Here is a 19,349-nt window from a genome sequence, read left to right on the forward strand (position 1 = left end):
TGACTATTTTTGACAAAAAATTATATGTAAGTTTGACATGTCAAAAAACAAGCCATAATTTTACAAAAATAGCATTTAAACCTTTGTATACAAACTTATTTAATATCGTTTTATTATCAATTTTCCTATCATTAGGGTCTGGTAAATTATATTCTCAAGATATAACAAAAAAAAAGACGGGAATATCCGCAAACAAACAAAAAGATAGTACCACTTTAGATACTAACAAAAAAAGCACCCCTATTTTAACGGTTACAAAAGAAACTGATTCCATAAAAAAAGACAGTGTAAAGCCTAAAAAAGCGTTTCTTGACGGAAAGGTAAGATATAAAGCGGAGCAATATGCTAAAATTGACCAAAAGAAAAAGCTGATCACATTATATGATAAAGCGGAATTGTATTACCAAGACATCGAATTAAAATCTGGAATAATCGTTATGGATTATGAGAAAAATGAAGTGTATGCAGGACGCATCAAAGATTCAACCGGTGCATTCACACAATATCCAAATTTCAAACAGGGCGCAAATGTAATTGAACCTGATTCTATCCGTTTTAATTTTAAAACCAAAAAAGCTTTAATCTGGAACTCAAGATCCGATCAAGGAGAATTTAAAATTAAAGCAGCTGTCACAAAAAAAGAAAACGACTCGGTTTATTTTTTAAAAGGGGCTCGTTTTACGACATCAAAAGACGTTGACAATCCTGAATATTATTTCCAAACCAACAAAGTGAAATTTATTCCAGGCAAAAAAGTAGTAACCGGATTGACTAATATGGTCATTGCAAATGTTCCTACACCTATAGCGTTACCGTTTGCTTTTTTTCCAATGAGTAAAGAAACCAGTATTTCAGGATTGATTTTACCAAGCTATAATGACTCCAATGACAGAGGTTTTTCTCTTCAAAATTTAGGGTACTATTTTGCGCTGAGCGATAATTATGACTTAACCGTTTTGGGAGATTATTACACCAATGGGAGTTATGGGTTACGTTTTGAATCCAGCTATGCCAAAAGATACAATTATAGAGGAAACTTAAACGTTAGATTCGAAAACTTAATCACCAGCGAAAGAGGGTACCCGGATTATTTAAAACAAAATATTTATAACATCCAATGGTCTCATTCCAAAGACTCTAAATCAAATCCTAATTCAAGTTTTTCAGCTTCTGTGAATCTTGGAAGCAGCAAATATTTTAAGCAATCCATCAATCAGGTTAATATTGGATCGAATCTTAATAATACATTGAGCTCTTCGATATCGTATTCAAAAACATTTACTACAGTTCCTCAAGTTAGAATGTCGTTAACAGCCACACATTCACAAAACACTCAAACAGAAGTAATCAATATGACTTTACCGACACTTCAATTGAGTGTTGACAGGATTTATCCTTTTATAGGTAAAGATGGCATGAAAAAAGGTTTTTTCAAAAACATAAATTTACAATACAATTTAAACGGCAGAAATAATATTGTTACAACTGATTCCTTATTCTTTAAACCACAAATGTTTCGAGATGCGAAAGTTGGTTTTCAACACAGTATTCCATTAAGCACCAATTTTAAATTATTCAAATATTTCAGTGCTTCTACCTCTATGAATTACGAGGAAATATGGTATACCAAAACAATTGAAAGAAGCTATGATGTTGACCAAAGCAAAGTTGTTGATAAAACCATAAATGGATTTGACGCTTTTAGAACCTACTCCTTTTCATCCAGCGTAGGAACAACTATTTATGGAACTTTCAATTTTGGCAATGACAAAAAAATCAAATCGATAAGACACGTCATGAGACCATCTGTTTCGTATGGCTACACTCCTAGTTTTGAAAAATACTATGATACGTATGCTTCAGACGCTAGCGGGACAATGAAACAATATACCAGATTTGAAAGCGGAATTTTTGGAGCACCAGGATTAAGCAATTCCAATACTTTAGGCTTTGATTTGAGTAATACTTTTGAGGCAAAAGTTACTGATAAAGACAGCACTAAAGTGGAACCTAAAAAAATAATGCTTCTTAATAATTTAAACCTTTCCACTAGTTACAATCTGGATGCCGATGGTGTAACTTCACTTGCCTTTTCTCCTATAAGAGTTAGCGGCGGTACACAACTGTTCGATAATAAAATGAATGTCAATTTTGGAGCAACATTAGACCCTTATGCAATTGACAATTCCGGAAACCGAATTAATGTGTTTAATATTGATAATGGCGGAAGTCTTTTTAGAATGACCAGTTCTAATATGACCTTGAATTATTCTCTTTCAAGTAAAGGAAAAGACAAAACTGATAAGGAGAAAAACACCCAAAGTCAAAGAAATGGTGGTCGTGAAGACGATTTATTTGGAACAAATACGGACTTAGGCGACAGCCGAAGAAGTCAATTTGAAGACGAGGAAGAAGATGAAGGAGAAGATAAGATCTCAGAATTCTTTAATTCAAAGTTACCTTGGGACATGACATTTGCCTATTCCTTAACTTATGGAAACAACAACAGAGAAAATAAAATCATTGGAAATTCCATTATGATTTCAGCGAATGCTGACATAACTCCAAAATGGAAAGCTGGAGTATCTACCGGTTATGATTTTGTTCAAAATGGAGTAACTTTCACCCAACTTCGTTTTGAGAGGGATTTATTGAGTTGGAGAATGGATTTTAACTGGTCACCATTTGGTACAAATGCAAATTGGGGTTTCTTTATTGGAATAAAATCTGGTGTTCTTAGTGATATCAAATGGGACAAACGAAGTACTATCAATAGATAATTAATTCTTAAACTTATTACCATATAAAAACACAACTGTATCATGAAAAAGATAATTTTTACAGAAAATGCTCCGGCTCCAATCGGGCCTTATAATCAAGCCGTTCTTAAAGGAAATACGCTATACACTTCGGGTCAAATTGCAATTAATCCCACCACTGGAGAATTGATTATTGATACCATTGAAGTAGAAACAGAGCAGGTAATGCAAAACATGAAAGCAGTTCTGGAAGCTGCCGGAATGACATTTGATAACGTCGTAAAGACTACAATATTCATCATGGACATGAATGATTTTGGAAAAATAAATACCGTTTACGGTTCTTTTTTCAACGAAAAAACCGCTCCAGCTCGTGAAACGGTTCAAGTGGCTTGTCTGCCAAAAAATGTAAATGTTGAAATTTCTATGATTGCTGTGCAATAGCATCTAATAATAATTGTGCCGTTGCTTCATTGGTTGCCAATGGCACATTATGTACATCACAAACGCGAATGAGCATGTTTATGTCAGCTTCATGAGGATGACTCGATAATGGATCTTTAAAAAAGAAAACCATTTTAGTTTTCCCTTCAGCGACTCTGGCTGCAATTTGAGCATCGCCTCCTAAAGGTCCCGAAAGCATTTTCTTTACTTTGAAACCTGAATTTTCGGCTTTACTTCCAGTAGTTCCGGTTGCAATCAGCTTTATTTTTTCCTCTTGTAAAATGATTTTATTTTTATTCAAAAATTGAACTAAATCTGCTTTTTTACCATCATGAGCAATAATAGCTATTTCCATAAATTATTTATTAGCGATGTGATACGCGATAAGCCCGTCAATTGGTCTTCTTAGTACGTTGCCTAAATTCAGTTCATATTTATCAAAGGTTTCTTGTAATTCTTCTTTCAAATAAAAAGCTATAGAACCTACAAAGTGAACCGGCACTTCTTTGCAATTATCAAATTGTTTTATCTGATTCTTCACAAAAGATTTCATTCCTTTAAAGATAATTTTTCTACAAAACTCCGTTTCTTTATGTTGGATCAGAAACTTTGCAAAAGTTGCCAAATAAGCATTCGGGTTAGACTCTTTATATAATTTATTTTTAATAAAATCCGGGTCCACATCGTACTCTTTTTCAAATTCAAGAGCCAATTCTTTTGGCATTTTATTAAAATAATACTTTCTTATTAATTCTTTTCCAAAAACGTTACCACTACAATCATCCATAATAATATATCCAAGTGATTGTACTTTTTGATATAATTCCTTTCCATCAAAATAACTGCAGTTTGATCCCGTACCTAAAATAGAAACAATTGCTTTCTCTCCCTTAGGCGTTGTTGCGTAAACAGCTGCGTAAGTATCCTCTCTAACATCGATAATCGCATTTGGGAAGTAGATTTGAAAAACCTGTGAAAGCGCAATTTTCATTCTATCGGTTCCACAACCTGCACCATAGAAAAATAAATGAGTGGCCTCTTTTTTATTTTGCAAAATATCGAAACGATCATTTAAACGTTCAATAATTTCGTCATTTTCTAGAATTTCTGGGTTTAATCCTAATGTTTGTGTGGTAAACAATACTTTTCCATCATCATCTATCGCAATCCAATCCGCTTTGGTAGAACCACTATCAACTATTAATCTCATTTTATTTTGGTTTTTTGGTTTTTGGAGTATGCTTTGGATAATTTTAAAACATACATTAAAAAATAAAATCCCGCTAAAAAAATATAACGGGATTTTTTGTAAATATATCTAATTATTTTAAACCTGCAATATGAACCGATAAGTCAATCAATTTGCTAGAATATCCATATTCATTATCATACCAAGATACAATTTTGAAAAAAGTAGAATTCAAACCAATTCCAGCGTGAACATCTACAATAGAAGTTCTAGGATCAGAAATAAAATCCTGAGATACAACTAAATCTTCAGTATACCCTAAAATACCTTTCATTGTAGTTTCGGAAGCTTTTTTCAAAACTGCCATAATTTCTTCGTAAGAAGTTTCTTTGGCCACTTTTACAGTTAAATCTACTACAGAAACGTCAGCTGTAGGAACACGCATAGACATACCTGTTAATTTTCCGTTCAATGATGGAATAACTTTTCCAACCGCTTTTGCTGCACCTGTTGATGATGGAATAATATTTAGGTTTGCTGCACGTCCACCTCTCCAATCTTTTCTAGAAGGACCATCAGTTGTCATTTGAGTTGAAGTAGTTGCGTGAACTGTAGTCATCAACGCTTCAACGATTTCAAAATTATCGTGAATAACTTTAGCCAAAGGAGCTAAACAGTTTGTTGTACAAGAAGCATTAGAAACTACAATATCTGAAGCTTTTGCAGTTTCATGATTTACTCCCATTACAAACATTGGCGCATCAGCAGATGGCGCAGAAATAATTACTTTTTTTGCTCCACCGGCAATGTGCGCTTTTGCAGTTTCTATAGTTGTAAAGAAACCAGTACATTCTGCAACAACATCAACACCAACTTCATCCCATTTTAGATTTGCTGGCTCTCTTTCGGCAGTAATTCTGATATGTTTGTCATTTACGTAAAGTTTTCCTTCTTTTACTTCTACCGTTCCATTAAAACGACCGTGAACTGAATCATATTTTAATAAGTAAGCTAAATGATCAACTTCTAATAAATCATTAATTGCCACTACCTCTACATTATCTCTGTTAAAAGATTCTCTAAAAACAATTCTTCCAATTCTTCCAAAACCGTTTATTCCTAATTTTACTTTCGACATTTTTTTTAAATTTTTTGTTATTGATTAACTTAATTTAAAGTCTAATTTCCTCACAATAAACTTCATTTTTTTTCTATGTTGACATGATATCCGAAACCCTCAGTAATTCTCTGTCTATTTCTGTTTTTCCTTTAATTGCTTGTTCTAAAGGCGTTAACGTTACTTTATCATTTTGCAATCCAACCATATAATTTGATTTCCCTTCCAATAAAGATTCAACGGCTTTTACACCTAATCTGCTGGCTAAAACCCTGTCAAAACAAGATGGGGAACCGCCACGCTGCATGTGACCTAAAACCGAAACTCTAACATCGTATTCCGGTAAATTGGCTTCAACATAATCTTTTAATTCGAAGACATTTTTACCTATTTTATCTCCTTCAGCAATAACAACGATACTGGATGATTTACCCGAAGCTTTACTTTTTTGCAGTGACTCTAATAATCGGTCTAGACCTAAATCTTCTTCAGGAATTAAAATTTCTTCAGCTCCCGCACCGATACCAGCATTCAAAGCAATATGCCCGGCATCTCTCCCCATTACCTCTACAAAGAATAAACGGTTGTGAGAACTTGCAGTGTCTCTAATTTTATCAATTACATCTACTACAGTATTTAAAGCAGTATCGTACCCTAAAGTATGACTAGTCCCAAAAATATCGTTATCAATAGTTCCAGGAATTCCCATTACAGGAAAATTAAATTCAGTATTGAATAATAAACCTCCCGTAAAAGTACCGTCACCTCCTATTACTACTAAAGCGTCAATTCCTGCTTTAGTAAGATGTTCGTGTGCTTTTTTTCTTCCTTCCGAAGTTTTAAATTCTAAAGATCGAGCCGATTTAAGAATCGTCCCTCCTTTATTTACAATGTTGTTTACACTACGAGGTCCCATTTCTTTGAAGTCACCTTCAATCATTCCCTGATATCCTCTATAAATTCCTATGCATTCTATATTATGATAAGCACATGTTCGAACAACTGATCGAATAGCTGCATTCATTCCTGGCGAGTCTCCTCCCGAAGTCAGAACACCTACTTTTTTTATTGTTTTTGGCATTATTTAAGTATTAAAGTGTAAAATTAGCAAACATTCAGCACTTTTAAAGCTGTGTTTTTAATAAATTAGTAAAGCGCTTCAAATTCAAACGTTTTCGTTGATAAGTTTTTAAAAAAACAAAATAAAACGAATTTTATTTAACAAAATTGAAAAATATTCGATTTTTATTTGATAATTAACAATTATCTTATTTTTTTGATTATAAACCAAGACAATATACTAACTATTTGTTACTAAGACACAAAAAGAGAGTTTTCTTCTGTGTACTTTAAAAAATTAATTATGATTTTATGCAGCGCTTGGTAGTCCGAATTATTAATTGCTATTCCTGTAGAACTGCATTCTTATTCCGAATTCGTAGTATTTGTATTTGAAAAGACCAACTGATTAGTTTTCCTCAGGAAGTAAACCTTCTTGATTTTTCTTGACCTTTTTTGTGCTGGATTTTTTTGGTTTAGAAAAATTAATATAATCTGGAGACATATCAGAATCCTGATCTTCGGCAGCAGGTGCAGTTTCCCTGTCTATTTTTAGATTTTTAAAAATTTTATTGACTAACTCTTTAAAAGTATCAAAATCTACCTCGTAAGAAACCCCTAAACCTTGCGTATAACCAATTCCTTGACCTATATAATTAATATCATTTTCTTTATTAAAAAGTCGCAAATTAAGTGTTCCGTCTTCGTTGACTCTGTACAGCACTTCAACATCTCCTACAATTGCGGATTCATTAATCCCTCCAAAAGGAACACCTAGTTTTCCATTAATAGTAATCCTTTCATTTATTTTTGATGAAATTGTTGCTACAAATCGTCCATCCGTTTCTTTTCCTATCCTTCTATCAGCCCCAATAAAATTAAGACCTACTTTAAATTTTTCATCATCCGATTGTATAATTCCACCTAATAAACTGGAAGCTGTCTCAAATAAACTTCCCGAAAGATCAGATTGGCTCACTCCTTCCGTACTTAAAAATCCACCGGATGATAATAAATACAAGGCTTGAGTTTGTCTCACATCCTTATCATTTAATTTATATTGAATTTCTGATTTCAAAACATTACTTACTGTTGGAAATTCAATATTAAAATCAGGCTCCGGGCTGGTCAAATCGCCTCGAATACCAATAATTACTTCAACAGGCACTTTAGTGTTAAAAGAGGAGTTATCCAACAATACTGCAGGATTAGCCATCGTTTTATACACCGCTTCAAGGTTTAATTGCGCTCTCATCGGATTTCCTTCCCAAGTAATCGATCCGCCTTTTTTAACTGCAAATTTCTTATCAATAAGTCCTCCATATTTAAAATTATAGGTTCCTTCATACGCCTGGAAATCGCCCCACATATTAAATTTCCCTAAAGTATTTATTTTAAACAATAAAGATCCAAAACCTTTTCCTTTCATTCCATGACCTGTATTTCGGTCTAAAATCACTTCTACTTCGGCATCTGGAGTAATATCAAAATCAAACTCTAATTCCAGTCCGTTGTAATTTCTGGTGTTATCAGTAATACCTTTTTTTAAATTGTATTTTTCTTGAGCGGTCACAAAATGGAGAAAAACATTATCACTAACGCTTTCGGCATTATTAATAGGGATTTTAACAGCCGTTCCTTTTTCAGATTTTGCGTCAACTTTTATAAACAAAGAATTCGTTGGTCCTTTTATAGTGGCAATACCATCGATAAAAGCAGTTCCGTAATAAGCGGCATCTTCACTGTCTTGGGTGTTTAACGCTAAAAGTCTTTTGGAATTAATGGCTAAATCTAATTTCCAGTCTGCAAAATTCTTATGCTCAATACTTCCGTTCAATTTTCCTGTAGTTCCGTATTTTGTATCCGTAAGCGTATTATTCCTAAACAGGAATTTTTCGTCGGTAAGATCAATAATTGTATTGTTGCTCAATGCATAATCAACATTCAAATACGGAATAGTTATACCGGCATTATCTAAAAATAAACGTCCATTGATATTTGGTTTTTTAAGATTTCCCTCAATAGTGGAATTACCGGATATTGAACCTCTAATATTCGACAAAACTTCCCCGCCAAGCGAGTTAAGAGTTGCAATGTTAAACTTTTCGAATTTTAGTTTTAAATCAAGAATGGTTTCTTTGTTTACGATTTCAAAGCTTCCATTGGCATTGAATGATTCAAAATTTTTATTTTCTAAATTAGAATTTATCGCAAACTTTCTAAGACTTTCATCTCCCTCAATTTCAAAATTCAAAGTGCCTAAATCTGTTTTATTTACATTCAAATTATCAATTACGATAGAAGATGTGGGCTGATAAACATTATTATTTTGCTTGAAATTTACCTCGCCATTAATATTTCCATGCGCAACAAACTTATTATTGGCGGGTGTAATTTGATTTAAATCAACATCTTTAAAACTTAATTTCAAATCCTTAATAGTCGCGCCTTTAAAATCGCCCATTAATGAAATCGACTGATTTTCATGCGACAATATTATATTGTCAATATTGAAGTTTTTAAATGATTTATCAAAAACAATCTGGTTATCTGGCGTTTCATTTTCATTCAAGAACCAAAGATAATCCTTGAATTTAACTTCCGATTTACTGATTCCAACTACGTTATTATTGGCTGCATTGATCGTATGATATAAATTCAGATTAAAATAATCTTCTCCTTTTGATCCGCCTTTAAATTCAGAACGAAAGAACAAAGTATCTTTCATGGTCACATTTATCACACTAAAATCACGAATTTTATAATATTTCGTTTTGATACTGTCCAATTCAATGTAAGCATTATACAGTGGATTTTTATTGTCTACCGAAATTCTGATATTATCAAATGTATTGTTGGAAGCTATGATTTGCGGTGAATTAAAATTAAGCTTAAACTCTTGATTATCAGAATTTATATTTCCTTTAATTATAGTATTAGAACCGATTGAAATGTCAGGATAAAATATTTCGATGATTTTATTATAAATCGAGAAATTAAAATTAAGAAACTGTCCTTTTTTTACCTTACTTGGTTTGAAATTCGTATAAAGACTTCCTAAAGAATTCTTTACTAAATTCTCTAATTGATTGAATTCATATTTACCTACAATTTCACCTTCAACAATATCAGGAGAGTTTACTGTTATGGTTCTAATTCTATTTTGGTCAAAACTGGAAATTATAGTAAAATCATCAAAATTATAGATTCCCTTAGTATTTTGATAAGACGTTTTATTGATGTAAACATTACCCTGAAAATTTTCTATATTGTTTCCAGAAGCCTCAACTACAACATCACCTTTAAAAACAGAAACAGAATCTTTTATTAATTTTAATTTATTTAAATCCGCATTTTCAACATTGATATGAAAATCGTATCGGCTGTCTTTTTTACTTAAATCCAATAAACCATCAAAAGTCATACTCAAGTTAGGGTCATTTACGGTTATTTGACCTTTGTAATTAGGGCTTTTAAGGGTTCCATTGACAACAATATTAGTGTAATTGTAGTTTTTATAATCCATTTGACTGATATCACCTTTGATTGCGGTATTAAGATATTCTCGTTTAAAACCTTTTCCATCTACATCAATATTCAAACTTATGCTACCTAACTCCTTCTGATCAAATAATGTCCCAATATCAAAGTTTTCTAAAATTACATTCCCTAAATAGGAAGCCTTATCGATTACATCAATATTTTGTATTGCTAAGTTAGACGTTACTTTTCCTAATGCGGTAATCATCGAAAAGTCAGCGTCAACTGCAGTTGTTGAAACATTAGACGTTCCTGAAGCGGTAAATCTTCCTAGTTTTTTTAAAGAAGTAGGCAATTTATTTCCTAAAATATTGGGAAGTATTACGATTAAATCATCGTAGCTTGAAGTTAACTTATCAAACTTAGCATACATCGAAAATTTTTGCCCTTTTCTAGCAAACAAATTCTTGAAATTGATATCACCATTAATTCGTGTCTTACGGTCATCAACTAATTCTAAGTTTTTAAATTTTAAATCATTAAGAGTTCCTTTTATGCTTGCTTTGGTATAAAAATGTTGGTTCCTGCCTAATTCTTTATAAAAATAGCGAATATCATTAGAAGCAAGTGATGCTGCGTCTAATTTTATATCAAATTGGACTTTATCCGTAAAATTAGAAAAATCTTCAATTTTATATTTTAATAAAACGGTCCCTTTCAACGTTGATTCTTTGGTCAACAAATCAAGATTTTCCAGTTTTATATTCTTTTTTGAATAACTGAATTTGGAGCTTAAATTTTTAACATACAAACCACGAAAATCCAAAAATGACATTTTATTAATCATAGTGGTTACATCCGGACCATATATTTTAAAATCAGTTACTGAGGCGTTAAGTTTAGTAAAATCCAAGTCTTTTGGATTGTCACGATTGTCATCTGTCAAAATAAAATGACCATCATAAATTTTCAACTTATTTGCTTTTAATAAAAATTTCTTGCTTGATGGTTTTCCTGTTTCAAAAGCTGCAATAAATTTATCGAGATTCGATTGTTTTTCGTTTTTGTACGTTCTCAAATTAAAAAGTAACCCATGTAAATCTAAATCATCAAAGATTAAATCTCCATCGAGCATTTTTTTACCTTCTAAAATAGTGGTTGAAATTCTATTGGAATAAATTAAAGTATCTTTATGATGATCCCGAATCAATACTTTTTTAAATTTTACCCCTCCAAAAACTGAAATGGCAACTTCATCAATGTTAATACTGGTTCCAAAATCTTTATTGATGCTATTTGTAAAATATTGCGCAATTTTCGTTTGAACAAATGGCATGGTAAGAGCAATACCAAGCACCAGCAAAAGTAGGATTAGTCCAAGGAGAGAACGAAATACTATTTTTTTTATTTTTTTGATACCTATATACTATTTAAATTTTCTAATATTTCATTTTGCCTTTGGAAACGGAAGCACCTTAAATAAAAATTCTTTAATTTTGGCTGCTACAAAACGATTTTTATAATCGACTTGTCAAATGTAATTCAAAATTTGTGCCTTTTTATGCAAAATCCCGAGGTTTTTATTCTTGCCATCGAAAGTTCCTGTGACGATACCGCTGCTTCCATTTTACAAAACGATAAAGTGTTGTCAAATGTTGTTGCAAATCAGCTTATACATAATCAGTATGGTGGCGTGGTTCCTGAACTGGCTTCCCGTGCACACCAACAAAACATAGTTCCGGTAATCGATGCCGCGCTTCGTAATGCAAATATACAAAAAGAACAGCTATCGGCAATTGCATTTACACAAGGTCCAGGACTTATGGGGTCACTTTTAGTAGGAAGTTCATTTGCAAAATCAATTGCTTTGGCCTTGCAAATTCCTTTGATTGCCGTGAACCATATGCAAGCACACGTTTTGGCACATTTTATAGATGAAGAAGGATATGAAAAACCTACTTTCCCTTTTTTGGCTTTGACCATAAGCGGCGGACATACTCAAATTATAAAAGTAGACGACTATTTTGACATGACTGTTATTGGGGAAACTACTGATGATGCAGTAGGTGAAGCATTTGATAAAAGTGCAAAAATACTGGGACTTCCCTATCCCGGCGGTCCTTTAATTGACAAATATGCACAATTAGGAAATCCGAAAGCCTTTGCATTTACAAAACCAAAAGTTCCAGGATTGGATTTCAGTTTTTCGGGTTTAAAAACGGCTATTTTATATTTTATTCAAAAGAAAAAATTAGAAAATCCAAATTTCGTTGACGAAAACCTCAATGACATTTGCGCTTCCATTCAACATACAATTATTGAAATTTTAATGGACAAATTAAAATTGGCAGTAAAGGAAACCGGAATAAAACAAATAGCAATTGGCGGAGGAGTTTCTGCAAATTCTGGGATCCGAAATACATTAAAAGAAACAGAGAATAAATACGGTTGGAAAACCTTTATTCCTAAATTTGAATACACTACCGATAATGCTGCAATGATTGGAATTGTAGGTTATCAAAAGTTTTTATCGCAAAAATTTGAGACTTCTTCTGTCGTTTCTAAAGCAAGAATACAATTATAAATTATGCAATTATTTTACAATCCAAATATTACTGAATCTACTGAAACTTTTTCTTTTGACAAAGAAGAAAGCAAACATATTATTAAAGTACTACGCAAGAAAGATACCGATATATTATTTGTAACCAATGGCTTAGGTTTTCTATTCAAAACTGAAATTACATTAGCTTCGGATAGCAAATGCACCGTTAAAATCCTTTCATTTGAAAAAGCAGCGGCTTCAAAATTTCATTTGCATTTGGCGGTAGCACCCACTAAAATGAATGATCGTTACGAATGGTTTCTGGAGAAAGCAACCGAAATAGGCATACACGAAATCACGCCTATTATCTGTGATCATTCTGAGCGAAAAGTTATCAATACTGAACGATTTGATAAAATTTTGTTGGCTGCCATGAAGCAATCTAATGAATTGTATTTACCCAAATTGAATGATGCCGTGACCTTCAAAGAATTTATTAAACTTGAAAGAGAAGGGTTAAAACTGATTGCACATTGCGAAGAAACAGATAAAAGAACACTGAAATCAGTTTTGAAACCCAATGAAAATGTAACATTACTCATAGGACCAGAAGGTGATTTTTCCGAAAAAGAAATTGCTTTAGCTCTTGAAAATAACTTTATTCCAGTTTCATTAGGCAATACTAGATTAAGAACTGAAACTGCAGCAATTGTAGCCTGTCATAGCGTGATTTTCGTTAATGAAGGAGAATAAGAACTGATTTATATCATTATGAAACAACTATTTTATCTACTGTTATTATTTTCAATACCAACATTTTCACAAGAAATTGCTTTGGTAAAATATAGCGGTGGAGGGGATTGGTATGCAAATCCTACTTCTTTACCCAACTTGATAAAATATTGTAATGCCAATATCAATACCAAAATAAAAACAAAACCATCCACTGTTGAACCCAGCAGCCCCGATTTGTTTTCGTATCCTTATGTTCACATGACAGGGCATGGAAATGTTGCCTTTAATGATGCTGACACAGTCAATATTAAAAATTATTTACTCGCTGGAGGATTTCTTCACATTGATGACAACTACGGTATGGATCAATATATAAGAAAAGAAATAAAAAAAATATTCCCAAATAATAACTTGGTCGAAATTCCTGCCAATCATGCCATTTTTCAAAAACCATATTCGTTCCCAAACGGATTGCCAAAAATACATGAGCATGATGGAAAACGACCACAAGCCTTCGGAATATTTATAGAAAACAAATTAGTACTGCTTTACACGTACGAATGCGATTTAGGTGACGGCTGGGAAGATCCGGAAGTCAATAACGATCCCATTGACGTTCGGGAGAAAGCATTAAAAATGGGTGCTAATATTCTTAATTATATTTTTAATAATTAAGAATTCTATTTTTCCAAATTCCATTTTAAAACGGCCTATTCAATTTTAGATTTGAATAGGCCGTTTTCATTTAAAGATATTTTTTAAGCGAAATAATTTTAAAAAAAAATCCGAACTCTGACAAACAAAAAAAACTCAAAGAAATAGATAGTACACCTACAGTCATTAAAAATAAGGAAGAATAACTTGAAAAAGTTTATTTTCAACAAAAATCAAAAACATTAATTCCACACACATTTACGATATTGTTTTATTTAATGACAAAATATATCTTAAATAACTTCATTATAATTTTCAGCACTCCAATTTCACAAAAAAACCTGTATGAAAGTACTGCAAATTAAAAACCTCAAAATCAGCTAAAAGCAGTAAAATCGATAGAATGTTTTTCTTTTGGTGGATTTTTTTTCAATAAAATTTTTTTTGCAAAAAAAATGTTATAAAATTGTTAAATAATTAACCAAATCTATTAATCTTTAACAAAATTATTATGAAAAAAATTCTTTTATCTGCCGTAGCATTATTGATGCTTTTCTCTTGTCAAAATGACACAACAGAAACAACACCGGAAACCAGTGCTTTAGCACAACGCGGTTGTGCATCTCAAGAAGTTCTTGAAGCACAACTAAAAGCTGACCCAACATTAGCTTTAAGAATGAACGAAATTGAAGCGTTTACTCAAAAAGCAATGCTAACTGGTCGTTTAGTGAATGGGAAAATTGAAATTCCTGTAGTAGTAAATGTATTGTACAAAACTGCTGCTGAAAACATTTCTGATGCTCAAATTCAATCCCAAATTGATGTATTGAACGATGATTTTAATGCAACTAACTCTGATTTTAATAGTACTCCTGCTCTATTCTCTGGAGTTGCTGCAAATGTTGGTATCACTTTCGTTTTAGAAACAGTAAACAGAAAATCTACTACTAAAACATCTTGGGGTACAAGAGACGCTATGAAAAAAACAAAACAAGGAGGTTTAGATCCTACTTCACCAACAACAACACTTAACATGTGGGCTTGTACTATAGGTGGCGGGATCCTTGGTTACGCACAATTTCCTGGTGGATCAACAGCGACTGATGGAGTTGTAATTGATTCAAAATATTTCGGATTATCCGGAAGTGGTGCTTATCCTTATAACTTAGGAAGAACTGCTACTCACGAGGTAGGTCACTGGATGAACTTACGTCACATTTGGGGTGATGCAACTTGCGGAAGTGATTTAGTTTCTGATACACCTACACACAACACTGCTAACTATGGTGTTCCAGCGTATCCACATTACAGCACTTGTACTGGAACTCCAGTAGAAATGACTATGAACTACATGGACTACACTGATGATAGAGGAATGTACATGTTCTCTAACGGTCAAAAATCAAGAATGGCTGCTATTTTTGTTTCAGGTGGAGCAAGAGCAGGTTTCGGAATATAATTTTCTTTATTTAAATGAAAGGGAGAGAGCCAAAATTGGCTCTCTTTTTTATTTAGTAATATGTCCAAATAGGTGCTCGAAAACAGCATTATCTTTTGTCAGACAAACTCCATTTGATGAAAATCGGGAAGGATAAATTCTTTGCTATTCTCAGGGCAAATCATTTATTAAATGATTTAATTTTAAAAAAAACTACACCAACTATCCTTCAGAATTGATGAAAATAACTTCTAAAAAGATTATTCATAATAAAAATCGAGAATACTGATTATATACACATTTATGACATTTTTTTACTTAATGATAAAATATATCATAAATAATTTAATTATAACTACCATTTTCAGCGTTCAAATTTTACAAAAAAAACTTGTATGAAAGTACTGCAAATTAAAAAGCCCTGAAATCAGCTAAAAGCAGTAAAATTGGCAGAATGATTTTTTTTTGGGTATTTTTTTAAAATAAACTTTTTTTTTTCAAAAAATTGTTATAGAATTGCGCTATAATTAACCAAAACCATTAATTTATAACAAATTTATTATGAAAAAAATTCTTTTATCTGCTACAGCACTTTTGATGCTTATCTCATGTCAAAATGAAGTAACAGAAACAGCTCCAGAAACTAGTGCTGTATCTCAACGCGGTTGTGCTTCTCAAGAAGTTCTAGCTGCACAAATGAAAGCTGATCCAACATTAGCGTTAAGAATGAGTAAAATTGAAGCTTTTACTGAAAAAGCAATGTTAACTGGACGTTTAGTAAACGGTAAAGTTGAAATTCCAGTGGTAGTAAATGTATTGTACAGAACTGCTGCTGAGAATATCTCACTGGCTCAAATACAATCACAAATTGATGTGTTGAACGAAGATTTCAATGCAACTAACGCTGATTTTAGTAGCACTCCTGCTTTATTCTCCGGAGTTGCTGCAAATGTTGGAATTACATTTGTATTAGAAAATGTAGTTAGAAAATCTACAAAAACAATTTCTTGGTCAACAAATGACGCTATGAAAAGTGGAACTAAAGGAATTGCTCCTACAACGCCTACAACAGTATTAAACATGTGGTCTTGTAATATGGGTGGTGGTATCCTTGGGTACGCACAATTTCCTGGTGGTTCTTCTGCAACTGATGGAGTTGTAATCGACAACAATGCTTTTGGACGTACTGGAACAGTTTCTGGTGTTTACAATTTAGGAAGAACTGCTACTCACGAAGTAGGTCACTGGATGAACTTACGTCACATTTGGGGTGATGCTTCTTGTGGTAGTGATATGGTTTCTGACACGCCTACACACGATACTGCTAACTATGGTGTTCCAGCTTACCCTCATTACAGCACTTGTACTGGAACTCCAGTAGAAATGACAATGAACTACATGGATTACACAGATGATAGAGGAATGTACATGTTCTCTAACGGTCAAAAATCAAGAATGGATGCTTTATTTGTTACAGGTGGAGCAAGATCAGGTTTCGGAATATAATTTTTTTTTTAGATTTTAAAACTCGCTACTGGTTAGCGAGTTTTTTTTTATCATTGTCTTCGAAAAAGGCTATTAGAAAAAATGACCTCCAATCATTAATAAAGCTAAATCCATTTTCTTATATCTATGTTTATTTAATCCATGTGTTTTATTTTAATCTATACTATACAGACATTTAATAGTACAGCAATAAGAAAACGAATCCAATCGAGAGTATATAAATAATCAAAACCTTAATTTTTATAACCAAAACTATTATTATGAAAAAAATTATTTTAACTGCAACAGTATTTCTAACGCTTTTCTCCTGTCAGAATGATGGTATTGATTCATCTGACACTAAAGCATTATCGTCTAATAATTTTGAAAATCGCATATGTGCTTCCCATGATGTGCTTGAAGCACAAATGAAAGCAGATCCTACATTGGCTTTAAGAATGAACCAGATTGAAGCTTTTACACAAAAAGCGAAGCTGACAAGCCGCTTAGTGAATGGTAAAGTTGTAATTCCAGTAATAGTAAATGTATTATACAAAACTGCCGCTGAAAACATTTCTGATGCTCAAATACAATCGCAAATTGATATCTTAAACAAAGATTTCACTGCAACCAACACTGATTTTAACAGCATCCCTGAATTATTCGCAGGAGTGGCAGCCAATATTGACATTACTTTTGTATTAGAAGGTATCAACAGAAAATCTACTACAAAAACAACTTGGGGAACTACAGATACAATGAAAAAAACAAAACGTGGAGGTTTAGATCCTACTTCACCAACTACAAAACTTAATTTATGGGTATGTACAATTGGTGGTGGAATCTTAGGTTATGCTCAATTTCCGGGAGGATTAGATGCTACTGATGGAGTTGTGCTTGATTCAAAAAATGTTGGATTATCTGGATCTGTAAATTTTCCGTATGATTTAGGACGAATTGCAACTCATGAAATAGGGCACTGGATGAATTTACGCCATATTTGGGGTGATGCCACTTGTGGAGATGATTTGGTTTCTGACACTCCAACACACAATGCCGCAAATCAAGGTGTTCCTGCTTATCCTCATTACAGTACCTGCCCTGGAACTCCGGTAGAAATGACAATGAACTATATGGATTACACCGTGAACAGAGCCATGTATATGTTCACTAATGGTCAAAAATCAAGAATGACTGCACTTTTTGTTTCCGGTGGAGCAAGAGCAGGTTTCGGAATATAATTTTCTAGATTTTAGAATTTAAAACTCGCTACTGGTTAGCGAGTTTTTTTTTGAATAATCGCCAGTAAATTTTTCTTTTACAAAAAACTCCCTCCTTCTGCCATACCATTGCGATGATACAAATTTATTTTTAAACATTAATAAATTAATAAAAAATTAATTGTAAATTTATTGATTATTAGTCTGATTAACAACCATTTACAATTTAAAAAAAACCACAATTATGAAAAAAATTATTTTATCTGCAGCCGCATTTCTAATGCTTTTTTCATGTCAAAATGAAGAGACCCCAACCGTCCCATCTACAGACGCAATTGTTCAACGTGGTTGCGCATCGCAGGAAGTACTTGAGGCGCAATTAAAAGCTGATCCTACTTTAGCGCTACGAATGGATCAAATTGAAGCTTTTACACAAAAAGCAATATTAACAAACCGTTTAGTAAATGGTAAAGTTGTAATTCCGGTTGTCGTTAATGTATTATACAGAACTGCCGCTGAAAATATCTCTGATGCTCAAATACAATCACAAATTGATGTCTTAAATAAAGATTTCACTGCTACAAACTCTGATTTCGGAAGCATTCCTGCTGAGTTTGCTGGTGTAGCAGCAAATGTTGATATCACTTTTGAGTTAACAAATATTGTTAGAAAATCTACAACTAAAACATCTTGGGGAACTAGAGATGCCATGAAAAATTCAAAAAAAGGAGGTATAAATCCAACTTCACCAACCACAACCCTAAATATCTGGGCTTGTAAAATAGGAAACGGGATTTTAGGTTATGCACAGTTTCCCGGTGGTTCATTAGCAACTGATGGAGTTGTAATTGATTCTTTCTATTTTGGTTTATCAAGTTCTGGAAGTTACCCTTATAATTTAGGAAGAACTGCATCTCACGAAGTAGGTCACTGGATGAACCTTCGACACATTTGGGGTGATGCTTCTTGTGGAAACGATTTGGTCAATGATACGCCTATCCACAAAACTGCAAATTATGGAGCTCCTACATATCCATATATAAGCACGTGCTTACCAACTCATGCAGAAATGACAATGAACTACATGGATTATACGGATGATAGAGGAATGTATATGTTCACTAATGGTCAAAAAACAAGAATGTCAGCTTTATTTGTTTCCGGCGGAGCAAGAGCAGGTTTCGGAATATAATTTTTCAGTTTTTAGAATTCAAAACTCGCTAC

Annotated in this window: 14 protein-coding genes; 9 read left to right on the forward strand and 5 right to left on the reverse strand. The window is 32.8% G+C overall.

What is annotated here, in order from left to right; all coding sequences use genetic code 11:
* Positions 1 to 32: 32 nt before the first annotated feature.
* Together ACNQGX_RS08630 and ACNQGX_RS08635 are read left to right on the forward strand one after the other, a co-directional pair.
* Positions 33 to 2,780 (forward strand): putative LPS assembly protein LptD, encoded by a 2,748-nt coding sequence (locus tag ACNQGX_RS08630; protein WP_417975581.1) that lies wholly within the window; start codon positions 33 to 35, stop codon positions 2,778 to 2,780.
* A gap of 42 nt (positions 2,781 to 2,822) precedes the next feature.
* Positions 2,823 to 3,203, forward strand: coding sequence for a RidA family protein (locus ACNQGX_RS08635; protein WP_417975498.1), 381 nt, complete (start codon positions 2,823 to 2,825; stop codon positions 3,201 to 3,203).
* Here the strand turns inward: ACNQGX_RS08635 and ACNQGX_RS08640 are convergent.
* The 5 genes from ACNQGX_RS08640 to ACNQGX_RS08660 form a co-directional block, all read right to left on the reverse strand.
* Complete coding sequence (locus ACNQGX_RS08640) at positions 3,184 to 3,558, reverse strand: methylglyoxal synthase (protein WP_417975499.1); 375 nt, start codon at positions 3,556 to 3,558, stop codon at positions 3,184 to 3,186. The two genes, ACNQGX_RS08635 and ACNQGX_RS08640, sit on opposite strands and share 20 nt — an antisense overlap.
* A 3-nt stretch (positions 3,559 to 3,561) precedes the next feature.
* Positions 3,562 to 4,413 carry an N-acetylglucosamine kinase gene (locus tag ACNQGX_RS08645; protein ID WP_417975500.1) on the reverse strand — a complete coding sequence of 284 codons (852 nt, stop codon included), beginning with the start codon at positions 4,411 to 4,413 and terminating at the stop codon, positions 3,562 to 3,564.
* 112 nt (positions 4,414 to 4,525) lie between these two features.
* Positions 4,526 to 5,530 carry a type I glyceraldehyde-3-phosphate dehydrogenase gene (gene gap / locus ACNQGX_RS08650; protein WP_417975501.1) on the reverse strand — a complete coding sequence of 335 codons (1,005 nt, stop codon included), beginning with the start codon at positions 5,528 to 5,530 and terminating at the stop codon, positions 4,526 to 4,528.
* Between the two features lie 73 nt (positions 5,531 to 5,603).
* Positions 5,604 to 6,590 (reverse strand): 6-phosphofructokinase, encoded by a 987-nt coding sequence (pfkA, locus tag ACNQGX_RS08655; RefSeq protein WP_131915902.1) that lies wholly within the window; start codon positions 6,588 to 6,590, stop codon positions 5,604 to 5,606.
* A gap of 387 nt (positions 6,591 to 6,977) precedes the next feature.
* Entirely contained in the window at positions 6,978 to 11,384 is a 4,407-nt protein-coding gene (locus tag ACNQGX_RS08660; RefSeq protein ID WP_417975502.1) for a translocation/assembly module TamB domain-containing protein, read from the reverse strand.
* 225 nt (positions 11,385 to 11,609) lie between these two features.
* Here ACNQGX_RS08660 and tsaD point away from each other — a divergent pair, with 225 nt between their 5' ends.
* The 7 genes from tsaD to ACNQGX_RS08695 all read left to right on the forward strand — a co-directional run bounded on the left by tsaD (position 11,610) and on the right by ACNQGX_RS08695 (position 19,317).
* The gene (gene tsaD / locus ACNQGX_RS08665; RefSeq protein WP_131915900.1) at positions 11,610 to 12,632 is read left to right on the forward strand and encodes a tRNA (adenosine(37)-N6)-threonylcarbamoyltransferase complex transferase subunit TsaD; all 1,023 of its coding nucleotides are present in this window, start codon (positions 11,610 to 11,612) and stop codon (positions 12,630 to 12,632) included.
* Between the two features lie 3 nt (positions 12,633 to 12,635).
* On the forward strand, positions 12,636 to 13,346 hold the full coding sequence (locus tag ACNQGX_RS08670; RefSeq protein ID WP_417975503.1) for a 16S rRNA (uracil(1498)-N(3))-methyltransferase: 711 nt from the start codon (positions 12,636 to 12,638) through the stop codon (positions 13,344 to 13,346).
* A gap of 18 nt (positions 13,347 to 13,364) precedes the next feature.
* Positions 13,365 to 14,003 (forward strand): DUF4159 domain-containing protein, encoded by a 639-nt coding sequence (locus ACNQGX_RS08675; protein ID WP_417975504.1) that lies wholly within the window; start codon positions 13,365 to 13,367, stop codon positions 14,001 to 14,003.
* 490 nt (positions 14,004 to 14,493) lie between these two features.
* Complete coding sequence (locus ACNQGX_RS08680; protein WP_417975505.1) at positions 14,494 to 15,441, forward strand: zinc metalloprotease; 948 nt, start codon at positions 14,494 to 14,496, stop codon at positions 15,439 to 15,441.
* Positions 15,442 to 15,981: 540 nt separating this feature from the next.
* Positions 15,982 to 16,926 carry a zinc metalloprotease gene (locus ACNQGX_RS08685; RefSeq protein WP_417975506.1) on the forward strand — a complete coding sequence of 315 codons (945 nt, stop codon included), beginning with the start codon at positions 15,982 to 15,984 and terminating at the stop codon, positions 16,924 to 16,926.
* A 260-nt stretch (positions 16,927 to 17,186) separates the two neighbouring features.
* Positions 17,187 to 18,146, forward strand: coding sequence for a zinc metalloprotease (locus ACNQGX_RS08690; protein WP_417975507.1), 960 nt, complete (start codon positions 17,187 to 17,189; stop codon positions 18,144 to 18,146).
* 223 nt (positions 18,147 to 18,369) lie between these two features.
* The gene (locus ACNQGX_RS08695; protein ID WP_417975508.1) at positions 18,370 to 19,317 is read left to right on the forward strand and encodes a zinc metalloprotease; all 948 of its coding nucleotides are present in this window, start codon (positions 18,370 to 18,372) and stop codon (positions 19,315 to 19,317) included.
* Positions 19,318 to 19,349: the final 32 nt, after the last annotated feature.

The sequence above is a fragment of the Flavobacterium glycogeni genome, assembly GCF_048286775.1.
Taxonomy (GTDB): domain Bacteria; phylum Bacteroidota; class Bacteroidia; order Flavobacteriales; family Flavobacteriaceae; genus Flavobacterium.